Below are 13,834 nucleotides of genomic sequence, written 5' to 3'. Positions count from 1 at the left end.
ACGGGTCGCCGTGTGTGTGCCGATAAGTCCTCCGGGCACGTACGCGCACCTGGGCGCGCCCGCGACGAGAGGACGACCCGTGAAGCAGCTCGGCGAGATCTTGCTGGACGAGGGCCTCGTCACGGAGTCCCAGCTCATGGCGGCGATCGACGAGCAGGTGAACCGCGGTCAGTCGCTCGGGCGCACGCTCGTGGAGATCGGGTTCCTGACGGAGGGCCAGCTCGTCGCGGCGCTGGCGCGCCAGGTCGGCATGGAGTTCATCGACCTCGACGAGTACCCGGTCGACCGGAGCGCCGTCGCGATCGTGCCGGCGGCGCTGTGCCGCAAGTACACGGTGCTGCCCGTCGGGTTCCAGAACGGCAGCCTGCTGCTCGCGACCGCCGACCCGGGCAACGTCGTGGCCGTCGACGACGTCCGGACGATGTCGGGGCTGCGGGTGACGTCGGTGGTCGCCACGTACGACAACCTGACGCGCGCGATCGACCGCTTCTGCCGTGCCGACGGGGAGATGGAGGACCTCTCGTCGGCGTTCCAGGAGGAGGTCGCCCCCGAGGAGAACGACCTGTCCCGCGTCGGGGAGTTCGCCGACGACGACGCGCCGATCGTGCGGTACGTGAACCTGCTCGTCACCCAGGCGATCACCGACCGCGCGTCCGACATCCACATCGAGCCGAGCGAGCACGACCTGCGGGTCCGCTACCGGATCGACGGGGTGCTGCACGAGATGCAGCGCTCGCCCAAGCAGATCACCGGCGGCGTCATCAGCCGCGTCAAGATCCTCAGCGACATCGACATCGCCGAGCGCCGCAAGCCGCAGGACGGGCGCATGTCGGTCGTGCACAACGGGCGCAAGATCGACCTGCGTGTGGCGACGCTCCCCACGGTCTGGGGCGAGAAGGTCGTCATGCGTATCCTCGACAACTCGACCGCGAGCCTCGACCTGCGGGACCTGTCGTTCCTCGACGACAACTACGCCACCTACCACGAGGCGTACACCAAGCCGTACGGCATGATCCTCGTCACCGGCCCGACCGGTTCCGGCAAGTCGACGACGCTGTACGCGACGCTCAACGCGGTGTCCCGGCCCGAGATCAACGTCATCACCGTCGAGGACCCGGTCGAGTACCGGCTCCCCGGGATCAACCAGGTCCAGGTGAACCCGAAGGCCGGCCTGACGTTCGCGGGCGCGCTCCGCTCGATCCTGCGCTCGGACCCCGACGTCGTCCTCATCGGTGAGATCCGCGACCACGAGACCGCGCAGATCGCCATCGAGGCGGCCCTCACCGGTCACCTCGTGCTGTCGACGCTGCACACCAACGACGCACCCTCGGCCGTCACCCGGCTCGTCGAGATGGGCATCGAGCCCTTCCTCGTCGGGTCCGCGCTCGACGCGATCGTCGCCCAGCGGCTCGCGCGACGGCTCTGCGGCAAGTGCAAGGAGCCGTACCAGCCGACGCCGATGGAGCTCGAGGCGGCGCGCTTCCCGTGGGTCCCGGGGGAGCCGATCCCCGAGCTGCACCGTCCCGTCGGCTGCGTCTCGTGCTCGAAGACCGGGTACCGCGGACGTCTGGCGCTGCACGAGGTCATGCGCGTGACCGAGGAGATCGAGCGGCTCGCGGTGTCCCGCGCCTCGGCCGCCGAGATCGCGGCGACGGCGCGCACCCAGCGGATGATCCCGCTGCGCGACGACGGCTGGCACAAGGTCGCGCTCGGGCAGACGTCGATCGAGGAGATCCTGCGCGTCGTGGCGTGACGCCGAGCGGGTGGCGCCGGCGGAAGGCTCAAGCGCGGCACCCCGGCGACCGATAGTTCCACCGAGGCGGCGTCCCGCCTGACGACTGAGGTCGACGACCTGGAGGCAAGTCCGTGAGCGACGTTTTCCCCCCGCCGGCACCCGGCACGGCGCGCGCGCTGCCGCCGTACCGCCCGGCCGTCGCGCCGCCCGCCGGTGCGCCCACGGTCTACCAGCCCGCCCCGCCCGCGCCGCAGGGCCCGGCGTACCCCGCGGCGCCGCCGCCCGCAGCCGTGCCGGCCGTGCCGTCGCCGCAGACCCGTGCGCCCGCCGGGCCGCCGAGCGCGCCGCCCGCGCAGGGCCAGCGGGCGCAGAGCCGCCGGAGTGCCGGGGGTGCCCCCGCGCGCATCGGCATGACGCAGGAGTCGCACGACGACGACCTGCAGCTGGACGCCGCGCTCACCGCGATGGTCGAGGCCAAGGCGTCCGACCTCCACCTGACCTCGGGCTCCACGCCGATGATCCGGCTCAACGGCGCGCTGCGCCCGCTCGAGGGGTTCGACCCTCTCGTCCCCGACGCGCTCCAGCGCTCGCTCTACGCGGTCCTGACGCAGAAGCAGCGCGAGACGTTCGAGGCGAACCTCGAGCTCGACTTCGCGTACGCGGTGCGCGGGCTGGCCCGGTTCCGCGTCAACCTGTACCAGCAGCGCGAGTCGATCGGCGCGGCGTTCCGTGTCATCCCGTACGAGATCAAGGCGCTCGAGGACCTCGGGGTCCCGCCGGTCGTGGGCTCCTTCGCCGGCCTGCCGCGCGGGCTCGTGCTGGTGACCGGCCCGACCGGCTCGGGCAAGTCCACGACGCTCGCGGCGATCATCGACCTCGCGAACCGGACCCGCGCGGACCACATCATGACGGTCGAGGACCCGATCGAGTTCCTCCACCGGCACAAGAAGTCGCTGATCAACCAGCGTGAGGTGGGCGCGGACACGCACTCGTTCGCGAACGCGCTCAAGCACGTCCTGCGGCAGGACCCCGACATCATCCTGGTCGGTGAGATGCGCGACCTCGAGACGATCTCGGTCGCGCTCACCGCCGCCGAGACCGGGCACCTGGTCTTCGCCACCCTGCACACGCAGGACGCCGCGCAGACGATCGACCGCATCATCGACGTCTTCCCCTCGCACCAGCAGGCCCAGGTCCGCACCCAGCTCGCGGGGGCGCTGCAGGGGGTCGTCGCGCAGACGCTGTGCAAGCGTGCCGACGGGCCGGGGCGTGCTGTCGCGACCGAGGTGCTCGTCGCGACCCCCGCGATCCGCAACCTCATCCGCGAGGGCAAGACGCACCAGATCTACTCCGCGATGCAGGCCGGTGCGCAGATGGGCATGCACACGATGGACCAGCACCTCGCCGAGCTCGTCAAGACGGGCCGCATCTCCTACGAGATGGGCCTCGAGAAGTGCCACCACATCGAGGACTTCAACCGGCTCACCGGTCGCTCGCAGGGCGGCAGCGCAGGCGCCGGGCTGACCAAGGCCGGCATGGGTGGGTCGTCCTACACGAACGGGATGGGCTGATGGCCACCGCAGCGAAGACGTACGAGTACGCGGTCCGCGACCGCGCGGGCAAGATCGTCAAGGGTCGGATCGAGGCGCCCAACCAGGCGGCGGTCGCGAACCGGCTCAAGACGATGGGACTCGCTCCCATGTCGATCAACGAGGTCGGCAGCTCCGGTCTGCAGAAGGAGATCTCGATCCCCGGCTTCGGGGACAAGGTCACGCTCAAGGACCTCGCCATCATGGCGCGGCAGCTGAGCACGATGATCGACGCGGGGCTGTCCCTGCTGCGCGCGCTGAACATCCTCGCGGAGCAGACGGAGAGCAAGCCGCTCGCGAAGGTCCTCGCGCAGGTGCGCAACGACGTGGAGACGGGCATCGCGTTCTCGAACGCCCTCGGCAAGCACGTCCAGGTGTTCCCGCCGCTCATGATCAACATGGTCAAGGCGGGGGAGATCGGCGGTTTCCTCGACCAGGTCCTCGTCTCGATCGCCGAGAACTTCGAGGCCGAGGTGAAGCTGCGCGGGAAGGTGAAGTCGGCGATGACCTACCCGGTCGTCGTGTTCTGCATCGCCATTCTCGCCGTGGTCGGCATGCTGCTGTTCATCGTCCCCGTGTTCGCCGGGATGTTCACGAGCCTCGGCGGTGAGCTGCCGCTCCCGACGAAGATTCTCGTGATGCTCTCGGACACGCTGAAGTGGGCGGCGATCCCGCTGGTCGTGTGCATCGGGATCTTCGCCTTCTGGTGGGGCCGGCACAAGAACGACCGCGGGGTCCGCGAGAAGCTCGACCCGTGGAAGCTGAAGGTGCCCGTCTTCGGGAACCTGTTCCGCAAGATCGCGGTGAGCCGATTCACGCGCAACTTCGGGACCATGATCCACGCGGGCGTCCCGATCCTGCAGGCGCTCGACATCGTCGGCGAGACGAGCGGCAACCTGGTGATCGAGCGGGCGGCGAAGGCGGTCCAGGAGTCGGTCCGCTCGGGCCACTCGCTCACGGGCCCGCTCTCGCAGCACCCCGTCTTCCCGCCGATGGTCACGCAGATGATGGCCGTCGGTGAGGACACCGGTGCCCTCGACACGATGCTCGAGAAGATCGCGCAGTTCTACGACCAGGAGGTCGAGGCGACGACCGAGCAGCTCACGAGCCTCATCGAGCCGCTCATGATCGTGGTCCTGGGATCGCTCATCGGCGGCATGATCATCGCCCTGTACATGCCCATCTTCAAGGTCTTCGACCTCATCAACTGAGGTCGTCCGCCCCTGCGTCCCTCGGAGGAGGAGTCGTGCGCCGAGTGCGCCACGACGACGGGTTCTCGCTCGTGGAGCTGCTCGTCGTCATCATCATCCTGGGCATCCTCGCGGCGATCGCCGTCCCGGCGCTGGTCAACCAGCGCAACAAGGCGTACGACGCGAGCCTGCGCTCGGACCTGCGTACCGTCGCCACGGCCATGGAGATCGCGCGCACCGCGGACGGCGAGCTGGCCGTCACGCACACGGACGTCGCCCGGGAGGGTGTCACGAGCCCGGGGAACGTCGTCGAGGTGGTGATCTCCGGGCGCGACTACTGCCTGAGCGCGCGCCACGGCACGAGCCCGCGCACGTGGACGTTCGACACGACGGCCGGCGGGATGGGCGAGACGAGCGGCGGGACGTGCGCCGGAACCGTCGCATTCGTCCTGCCCTGAGAATGTCTTTCCGCGGTCCCGGTCGGCGCACGCGCGCAGGCCGGGACCGCTTTTCTTCGTCCGTCGGGCGGCTGCGCTGAACGGGTGAACACCGCCCGTCACGCGTTCGGCCCCTCAAGTCGCGCGTCCAGGTGCCGAAAGTCAGGGTGTGCGCCGAGCGCACGCCCCAGTGCAGGACTTCCCCCCGTCAACGAAGAAGAAGAGGCCGGGCAATGATCGCTCGCATTCGCAAGTCCATGGACGAGAAGGACCAGGGCTTCACGCTCATCGAGCTCCTCGTCGTCATCATCATCATCGGCATCCTCGCGGCGATCGCGATCCCGGTGTTCCTCAACCAGCGCAAGAAGGCGGTCGACGCGTCGATCAAGTCCGACCTGCGCACGGTCGCGAACGAGATGGAGACCGTCTACACCGACGCGCAGGCGTACTACGCGGTTTCCACCGCGGTTGCCGGTGGCGTGTCGACCGCCACCATCGCGTCGACCCCGGCGACGACGGTCAAGCTCTCCAACGGCATCAGCGTCACGGGCACCCTCACGGGCGTCGGCGGCGAGTCCTACTGCCTCGTCGGCTCGGCCGCGTCGGGCAAGGCCACGCAGAACTGGGTCTACAAGAGCGACAACGGCGGCCTCCAGGCGAAGTCCGTCACCGCCTGCTGATCGCGTCGACCCGTGGTCCCCGGAGCCCGCGCTCCCGGGACCACGGGTCGCGTCGTACCCACGGACCGCGCACGACAGGAGAGGGAGCCGACATGGCCGCGCACGTCCACCGCCCCCGTGCGGACGAGGGCTTCACGCTCGTCGAGCTCCTCGTCGTGATCATCATCATCGGGATCCTCGCGGGGATCGCGGTCCCGGTGTTCCTCAAGCAGCGCCAGCGCGCGGTGGACGCCTCCCTCAAGTCGGACCTGCGCAGCGTCGCCAACGAGCTCGAGACGGTCTACGCCGACGAGCAGGCGTACCCGCCCGCGTCCGGTGTGACCTCGAGCGGATCCGACCTCGTCGTCGCCGGTGCCGGCACGGTCCGCCTGAGCGCCGGCAACACCATCAGCTACGAGGTCGTCGGTGCGACGGGCTACTGCCTGTTCGGCACCAACCCGCGCAGCAGCAGCCCCAGCGGCGCCGGGTTCGTCTACGTGAGCACCGACGGCGGGCTGCGCGTCGAGCCCGCGAGCGCCTGCCCATGACCCGTACCCCGCTCGCCCCCCACGAGTCGAACGCCGAGGAGATGCCCGTGGTCCTGGACCCAGGCGCAGACGCCGACCGGGCCCCCCGCGGCGACGAGGGCTTCAGTCTCATCGAGGTCATCGTCTCGTTGTCGCTGCTCGCGATCATCTCGACCGCCGGGCTGTACTTCTTCGTCAGCGGCACGCGCACGGTGACCCACCAGCAGCGCACGCACGGCGCGGTCACGCTCGCGAACGACGCGATGGAGACCGCCTTCTCGTTCGTGGCGGAGTCGGCGACCCCCGGGACGTCGAGCCTGGTGCGGGGCCGGACCCAGGCCGACGTCACGGCCGCCTGGGCCGCCGCCGCGAGCGCCATCGGCGTGAGCTCCACGTTCCCCGCGTGGGACACCACGACGTCGCCCGCGCCGGTGGCCGGCGTGGCCGACGACGAGATCCCCCTCACGCGCACCCTCACGGAGTCGCGCACGCAGTTCACCGTGACGACCCTCCTCGGCACCTGCTACCGCGCGACGAGCTCTGCGTCGGGCGAGTGCACGAAGACCGGCGGCGACGCCACGGGCACCCCGCTCACTGGGTACGCCCGGCTGATGCGCTCGATCGTGGTCGTGACGTGGCCGGACACCAACAAGTCGTGCGGCACCGGTGGCTGCCGCTACGAGATCGCGTCCCTGATCGACCCCAGCTCGGACGTCGAGTGGAACAACACGACGCGTCTGCTCGCCATGGACGACGCCGCGGCGGTCGACGCCACCGTCACGACGCCCATCGTGATCGACGTGCTCGACAACGACACGCTCATGCAGATCTCCGCGAACCCGGTCTCGCTGGTGTCGAGCCCGGTGCGGGCCGGCACGTCGACGCCCATGGGCACGGCGTCCGTGCAGGCGTCGACGGGCAAGGTGCTATACCAGCCGACCCTCACGTCGTCGGGCGAGGTCACGTTCACTTACCGGGTCACGGTCGGCGCCCGCTCCGCCCAGGCCGTCGTGCACGTGTACGTCAAGCCGAAGGCTCAGGACCGTACCGCGACGACGCCGGTCGGCACCGCCGTCAACATCCCGATCAGCACGGTGCTGGGCACGGCGCCGACGACGGTCGCGATCGTGCAGGCGCCCAGCACCGGGACGGCGACCGTGTCGGGCTCGACCATCCGGTACAACCCTGCGGTGGCCGGCACGTACACGTTCAAGTACGAGTACACGGACGCGGGCAGCCAGAACATGACCAGCCTCCCCGGCACGATCACGGTGACGGTCACGACCTACGCGCCGCCCAGCGGGGTCGACCACACGGTCGACCAGCTGTCCGCGGCCAGCCCGGCACCCACGACGCTCGACATGCGCGCGGTGACCGGGAACCCCACGGGGTACAAGACGAAGGTCGGCACCCTGCCGGCGGCCGGCACCGGTACCCTGAAGATCGGGAGCGGGAACGCGACCGCGGGCGCCGTGACGACGAACGCGCTCGGGTACCTGGCGCCCGCGCGCTGGGCGGGGACGGCGACGTTCACCTACTCGATGCTCACGCCCGACGAGAGCCAGACGAGCAGCGCCGGCACGGTCCTCGTGCGGGTGAAACCGGTCGCCGTCGCGGACAGCCCGTCCGCCGCGGTCGCCGAGCGCAGCAACGTGACGGTCGACGTCCGCGGCAACGACGTGACGACGAGCGGCGTGCGCGTGGTCACGGTCGGCGCCCCCTCGTGCGGGACGTTCGCGGCGAACCAGGGGACCGGCCCGGCGAACGGCGTCGTCTACTGGACGGCGCCCAACAACACCAGCAACAAGGTCATGACGTGCACGTTCGACTACCGGCTCGACACGACGGACGCACCCAACCCGGTGCTCTCCTCCGAGGTCGTCCGCGTCACGATCCGGGTGAACCCGTGACCCGGCTCGCGCGCACCGTGCGCGCCGCGGTCCGCCCGCGTGGCGGGGCCGAGGCGGCCGAGGACGGCATGTCGCTCGTCGAGCTCCTCGTCGCCATGGCGATCTTCACGATCGTGGTCAGCGTCTTCATGGCGGGGCTCGTCACCATGACCCGCAACACCGTGCGCACCGAGATCACGGCGGACGCCTCCGCGTCGGTCCGGCGCGTGTTCCAGCGCCTCGACAAGCAGGTGCGCTACGCCGACGCGATCAACCTGCCCGGGAACGGGCCGTCCGGCGCGCGCTACGTCGAGTTCCGCACGCCCGCGACGGTCGCGGCGAGCGGGGTCACGACGTGCACCCAGTGGCGCTGGGACCCCACGGCCAAGGTGCTGCAGTCGCGCACGTGGGCGCAGAGCGCCGGGTCGCTGCCCGCGTGGCGGGTCGTCGCGACCGACGTCACGGTCGACTCCGGGGTCCCCGGCTACCCGTTCCAGGTGCTCGTCGCGGAGCCCGACCACCCCCGGCAGAGCCTGCGCGTCAACCTGCTGCTCACGTCGGACGCGAGCGCGGGGCAGGTGTCGACCGAGTCGACGTTCGTCGCGCGCAACAGCTCGGTCGAGTCGGCGGGCAACGCCGACACGAACGCCGACGGCGTCTCGGACACCCCTGCGTGCTGGCGTTCCGGGCTGCGCCCGTGAGCGTCTGGAGAGGACGACCCATGCCCACGACCACCACCCGCCGTCACCGCGGGCTGAGCCGCCTGCGGGACGACTCGGGCGTCGCGATGATGACGACGGTCATGATGATGCTCATCATGACCGCGCTCAGCGTGCTCGTCCTCGGGCTCGTCGTGAACCAGGTGGCGCCCACGCAGTTCGCGCAGAAGAACACCCGCACGATCTTCGCGGCCGAGGCCGGCGTCGAGGCGGCGCTCGGGCGGATCCGGACCGCGGTGGGCACCCCGGACTTCACCGGTGCCGTGTACGGCAACCCGCAGAAGCTCCCCTGCACCCTCTCCGGCGCGGTCGACGCCGCCGGCAGCGCCACCTCGTACACCGCGACGGTGCGGTACTTCACCGAGGACCCGTCCGGGCGCGACGACGCGTGGCTGGCGACCAACGCGATGAGCTGCTCGCCGAGCAACGGCACGGGCTCGGTGCTGCCGTCCTACGCGATGATCTCCTCCGCCGGCGACGCCGCGACGGAGGGCAAGATCTCCGCGACCTCGGGCGACCGGGCGATCTCGATGGTGTACCGGTTCGAGACGACCACGACGAACATCGCGGGCGGGCGCATCTACGCGTGGAACGGGACGTCGACGCCGGTGCTCTGCCTGCGCGCGTCCTCGACGTCCGCGGGCGCCTCCGTCGCCTACCGCGCGGCCTCGACGTGCGGGACGACGGCGAACGAGGACCTCGAGCTGTGGGTGTACGACACCGACTACACGATCAAGCTCGCGTCCTCGACCCTCACCGCGACGCCCCTGTGCCTGACCAACGAGTCCGGCTCGATCGTGCTGCGCTCGTGCGGGACGCCGACCTTCACCCAGCTGTGGTCCTGGGACAAGGACGGCCGCGCGACGTGGGTCGCGCAGGACTCCGCGATCAACGACACCGGCTCGTGCCTGTACTCGGGCCGGACCTCGGGCAACCCCGTCGCGGGCGACACCCTCAAGGTCGGCAGCTGCGCGAGCCAGGCGGCGTGGGGCTCGTTCGCGCCCGACCCGGCGGTCGGCCCCGGTGCGGCGAGCGCGAACACGCGCCAGATCGTGAACTACCTCGAGTTCGGCCGGTGCTTCGACGTCACCGACACCGAGGTGACCCGGCCGTTCATGATCTCCTACCCGTGCAAGCAGGACCCGCCGGCCGCAGCGAGCCTGTTCTGGAACCACAAGTGGTTCTACGAGGAGCCCCTCGTCGGGACGACCCGCGGTCCGCAGCAGATCTACGTGCTCCGCAACAACGACTCGGCGCAGAAGTACTGCCTGAGGACGGCGGGCGGCGTCACGGACCCGGCCTACTCGGGCGTCGACGCCGGCTTCTATGTGACACTGACCAGCGCGTGCAACACCGTCGACACGACGCAGCAGTGGACCCGCAGCACCGCGACCGGCAACAAGACCACGAGCTGGACGATCCGGGACTCCTCGGGCCGCTGCGTGGGGGTCGGCGGCAGCAGGTACAACGGGAACTGGTCGACGCTCGTCGTCTCGACGTGCGACGGGAGCACGGCGCAGAAGTGGAACGCCCCGGCGGACAGCGTCGAGGCCGAGATCGGGAACTACCTCGAGGAGACCAGCTGATGACGGGTGCCCAGGGAGCGTGAACGTGCTCGCCGCCGTCCTCTACGGCGCCCTCGGGCTGCTCGTCGGCTCGTTCCTCAACGTCGTCGTCTGGCGGGTCCCGCGCCGTGAGTCCGTCGTCACGCCCCCCAGCGCGTGCCCGCGGTGCGGCGCCAGGATCGCCCCGCGGGACAACGTGCCGGTCCTGTCGTGGCTGCTCCTGCGGGGACGCTGCCGGCACTGCGCGGAGCCGATCTCGGCGCGCTACCCGCTCGTGGAGGCCACGACCGCGCTGCTGTTCGCGCTCGTCGGGCTCCTGGTGGGCCTCGACGCGCAGGCACCCGCCTTCCTCTACCTCGTCGCGATCGGCGTGGCGCTCTACCGCATCGACCTGGACGTGCGGCGCCTGCCCGACGCGATCGTGTTCCCGGCGTACCTCGTCGGACCCGTTCTGCTCGCGCTCGCGGCGTGGGTGCGAGACGACTGGTCCTCGCTCGCGCGCGCGGGTCTCGCGGGTGCCGCCCTGCTGACGTTCTACGTGATCCTGCACGTCGTGCACCCGCGCGGGATGGGGCTGGGTGACGTCAAGCTCTCGGGCGTGCTCGGCCTCTACCTCGGGTGGGTCGGCTGGGGCGCGCTCGTCGTCGGTGCCTTCGGCGCCTTCCTGCTCGGCGGGCTCGTCTCGATCGGGCTCGTGCTCTTCCGCGGCGCCGGCCGCAAGTCCACCATCCCGTACGGCCCGTTCATGCTGGTCGGCGCCGGGGTCGGGCTGCTCGTCGGCGAGCCCGTGTGGGACGCGTACCTCTCCCTCCTGGCCTGACGCGCCCCGCGCGCACCCGCCGGACCGGTACGTCCCGACGCCTCAAGTGAGGCGGTCCGGCTCCCGATAGGAGGAGAGGCACAGACGTGCCTCACCGGAAGGGGATACGCGTGGCAAAGACGCGGGTCATCGGGCTCGACATCGGCACGACCGCCGTGCGCGCCGCACAGCTCGACTTCGGCGCCGGGGGTCGCACCGGCAAGGGCCAGCCCACGCTGGTGCGGTACGGGGAGGTGCCGCTGCCGATCGGCGCGGTGCGCGACGGCGAGGTCAGCGACCAGGAGGTCGTCGCCCACGCCATCCGCGAGCTGTGGGTCCAGCAGAAGTTCGACTCCAAGGACGTCGTGATCGGCGTCGGCAACCAGCGCGTCGTCGTGCGCGAGCTCTCGCTGCCCGCGATGCCCATGGCGCAGCTGCGCGCCTCCCTGCCGTTCCAGGTGCAGGAGCTGCTGCCGATGTCGACGGACGAGGCGCTGCTCGACTTCTACCCGACCGACGAGTTCGACGGCGAGCAGGGCCGCACGGTCCACGGGCTCCTCGTCGCCGCGGTCCGGGACACGGTGAGCGCCAACGTGCTCGCGGTCGAGTCGGCCGGGCTCCGTCCCGCGATGGTCGACCTCAACGCGTTCGCCCTGCTGCGCGGCCTGACCCGCGGTGAGCTCGGTCAGCGGACCGTCGCGCTCGTCGACATCGGCGCCCGGGTCACCGACGTGACGATCGTGTCCCACGGCGTCCCGCGCTTCATCCGCACGCTGCCCGTCGGTGGCCAGGAGGGCACCGACGCGATCGCCCGGACCATGAACCTGTCGGTCATGGACGCGGAGAAGCTCAAGCGGACCATCGGCATCGGGTACGCCGTCGGCCCCGAGCACCAGGACGCGAGCGAGGCGCTCACCGACGTCACGCGCAACCTCATCGAGGCCGTGCGCAACACGTTCGTCTACTACGCGGGCAACAACCCCGGCAAGGGCATCGAGCTCGCCGTCCTCACGGGCGGCGGCGCCCACCTCCCGGGGCTCGGGCAGTACCTCTCGAGCGCGAGCCGGCTCCCCGTCACCCTCGGGGACCCGCTCGCCACCCTCTCGGTCGCGCGCACCGCCGGCGGGCGCGAGGCGTTCGCCGGTCACGAGTCGCTCATGGCAATGCCCGTGGGCCTGGCATACGGAGCAGCAGCATGAGTCTCACGCTCGAGAAGCCGTCGCGCCGCGGCGGAGGGGTGCTCGTCGGCGCCCCGGAGCTCCCGCAGGTCAACCTGCTGCCGCCGGAGGTCCGCGCGGCACGGGGCCTGGTCCACCTCAAGCGCTGGCTCGCGCTCGCGTTCGTCGTCGTGCTCGTCCTCGTCGCCGGCCTCTACGGTGCGGCGCTGCTCGCCCGCGGCTCGGCGGACTCCGAGCTCGCCGAGGCGCAGGCGCGCGCCGCCGAGCTCCAGGCGCAGGAGGCGGAGTACGCGGAGGTCCCGCGCGTGGTCAACGACCTGCGCCGGGCCACCGAGGCGCGCACCCTCGGGATGTCCACGGAGGTGCTGTGGAAGCAGTACCTCGACGCCGTCGCCGCGGTGCTGCCCACCAACGTCAGCATCAGCACGTTCACGGTCGCCCAGGCGACCCCGGTCACGGCACCCGAGGCGCCGGCGGACCCGCTGGCGACGCAGGGCATCGGCACGATCACGTTCACGAGCACCGCCGTCGGGCTGCCCGACAACGCCGCGTGGATCGACGCGCTCAACTCCGTCCCGGGCTTCTACGCCGCGAACGCGACGGCCGAGGCGCTCGGCGAGGACGACGGCGTCGTGGCCTACACGGTGTCCTCGACGGTCCAGGTCAACGAGACGGCCTTCGCGCTCCGGTTCGCGCCGGTCGCCGACGCCGCTGCAGCAACGGAGGGGAACTGATGGCCGCACCCAAGGCGGGACCCTGGATCGCGGGGACGGTCGCGGCGAGCCTGACCGTGGGCCTCGCCGGGTGGTTCCTGGTGATCTCGCCCGTGTTCGCCGCGGCGTCGGAGACGCGCGTGCAGGCGGAGTCCCAGGTCGACCAGAACGCGCTGACCGAGACCCGGATCGTCCGGCTCAAGGAGCAGTTCGAGCAGCTCGACGCGCTCCGTGCGGAGCTCGCGTCGGCTCGTCTGCAGATCCCGACGTCGTACGACCTGGCCGCCTACCAGCGTGAGCTCAGCACGCTCGCGGTGACGCACGGCGTCACGATCACGTCGCTCCAGACCGGGCTCGCCGAGCCGGTCGTGCCGGTCGGCGCCGCGGCTCCCGTGGCCGAGGCCCCGGTGACCGAGGACGCCGCAGCGACGGACCCGGCCGCCGCGCCCGCCGCCGACGGGAGCACCACCGCTGCCGCGCCGACCGGACCTGCACCGGTCGACTCGTTCTACGCCGTCAACGCGAGCCTCAACGTGGTGGGGACGCACCAGTCCGTCCTGGCCTTCCTGGACGCGCTCCAGCGCGGTGCGCAGCGGCTGCTCCTCGTCGAGGGGCTCTCGGGCACCGCGCTCGGCACCGCGGAGTCCTCCTCGGGCCGGCCCGCGACGAACCCCGGCGACCTCGAGCTGACCATCACCGGGTACCTGTACGTGCTGCCGGAGACCTCGGTCGCGCCCACGGTGACCGACCCCGCCGCGGCGCCGCCGGCCCCGCCGGCGCTGCCCGTGCCGGACCCCGCGAAGAACCCCTTTGCACCGCTCGGCTGAGACCGCA

13 protein-coding genes are annotated in these 13,834 nt (G+C 71.2%); all 13 read left to right on the top strand.

The window, feature by feature from the left end:
* Window positions 1–79 precede the first annotated feature (79 nt).
* The 13 genes from NXY84_RS11225 (at window position 80) to NXY84_RS11165 (ending at window position 13,827) form a co-directional block, all read left to right on the top strand.
* On the top strand, window positions 80–1,753 hold the full coding sequence (locus NXY84_RS11225) for a GspE/PulE family protein (protein WP_258723193.1): 1,674 nt from the start codon (window positions 80–82) through the stop codon (window positions 1,751–1,753).
* Window positions 1,754–1,866: 113 nt separating this feature from the next.
* Window positions 1,867–3,306, top strand: a complete 1,440-nt coding sequence (locus tag NXY84_RS11220) for a type IV pilus twitching motility protein PilT (RefSeq protein ID WP_309484987.1) — start codon at window positions 1,867–1,869, stop codon at window positions 3,304–3,306.
* Window positions 3,306–4,535, top strand: coding sequence for a type II secretion system F family protein (locus NXY84_RS11215; protein WP_258723192.1), 1,230 nt, complete (start codon window positions 3,306–3,308; stop codon window positions 4,533–4,535). Before NXY84_RS11220 ends, NXY84_RS11215 begins: the two co-directional genes overlap by 1 nt.
* A 35-nt stretch (window positions 4,536–4,570) precedes the next feature.
* Window positions 4,571–4,972: a type IV pilin protein gene (locus tag NXY84_RS11210; protein WP_258723191.1), complete on the top strand. Its 402-nt coding sequence runs from the start codon at window positions 4,571–4,573 to the stop codon at window positions 4,970–4,972.
* A gap of 212 nt (window positions 4,973–5,184) precedes the next feature.
* Window positions 5,185–5,631 carry a prepilin-type N-terminal cleavage/methylation domain-containing protein gene (locus NXY84_RS21750; RefSeq protein WP_309484986.1) on the top strand — a complete coding sequence of 149 codons (447 nt, stop codon included), beginning with the start codon at window positions 5,185–5,187 and terminating at the stop codon, window positions 5,629–5,631.
* Window positions 5,632–5,723: 92 nt separating this feature from the next.
* Window positions 5,724–6,158: a prepilin-type N-terminal cleavage/methylation domain-containing protein gene (locus NXY84_RS11200; protein WP_258723190.1), complete on the top strand. Its 435-nt coding sequence runs from the start codon at window positions 5,724–5,726 to the stop codon at window positions 6,156–6,158.
* Window positions 6,155–8,047, top strand: coding sequence for an Ig-like domain-containing protein (locus NXY84_RS11195; RefSeq protein ID WP_258723189.1), 1,893 nt, complete (start codon window positions 6,155–6,157; stop codon window positions 8,045–8,047). Before NXY84_RS11200 ends, NXY84_RS11195 begins: the two co-directional genes overlap by 4 nt.
* Window positions 8,044–8,727: a PulJ/GspJ family protein gene (locus NXY84_RS11190; RefSeq protein ID WP_258723188.1), complete on the top strand. Its 684-nt coding sequence runs from the start codon at window positions 8,044–8,046 to the stop codon at window positions 8,725–8,727. Before NXY84_RS11195 ends, NXY84_RS11190 begins: the two co-directional genes overlap by 4 nt.
* A 20-nt stretch (window positions 8,728–8,747) precedes the next feature.
* Window positions 8,748–10,331 (top strand): RICIN domain-containing protein, encoded by a 1,584-nt coding sequence (locus tag NXY84_RS11185; protein WP_258723187.1) that lies wholly within the window; start codon window positions 8,748–8,750, stop codon window positions 10,329–10,331.
* A gap of 25 nt (window positions 10,332–10,356) precedes the next feature.
* Window positions 10,357–11,130, top strand: coding sequence for a prepilin peptidase (locus NXY84_RS11180; protein WP_258723186.1), 774 nt, complete (start codon window positions 10,357–10,359; stop codon window positions 11,128–11,130).
* 110 nt (window positions 11,131–11,240) lie between these two features.
* On the top strand, window positions 11,241–12,308 hold the full coding sequence (gene pilM / locus NXY84_RS11175) for a type IV pilus assembly protein PilM (RefSeq protein WP_258723185.1): 1,068 nt from the start codon (window positions 11,241–11,243) through the stop codon (window positions 12,306–12,308).
* Window positions 12,305–13,021, top strand: a complete 717-nt coding sequence (locus tag NXY84_RS11170) for a fimbrial assembly protein (protein WP_258723184.1) — start codon at window positions 12,305–12,307, stop codon at window positions 13,019–13,021. The genes pilM and NXY84_RS11170 overlap by 4 nt, the downstream gene beginning before the upstream one ends.
* The gene (locus NXY84_RS11165) at window positions 13,021–13,827 is read left to right on the top strand and encodes a hypothetical protein (protein ID WP_258723183.1); all 807 of its coding nucleotides are present in this window, start codon (window positions 13,021–13,023) and stop codon (window positions 13,825–13,827) included. Before NXY84_RS11170 ends, NXY84_RS11165 begins: the two co-directional genes overlap by 1 nt.
* Window positions 13,828–13,834: the final 7 nt, after the last annotated feature.

Source organism: Cellulomonas sp. NS3, assembly GCF_024757985.1.
Taxonomy (GTDB): domain Bacteria; phylum Actinomycetota; class Actinomycetes; order Actinomycetales; family Cellulomonadaceae; genus Cellulomonas_A.
Note: the sequence above shows the minus strand (reverse complement) of the source record. Positions and strands in the feature narration are given on the sequence as shown.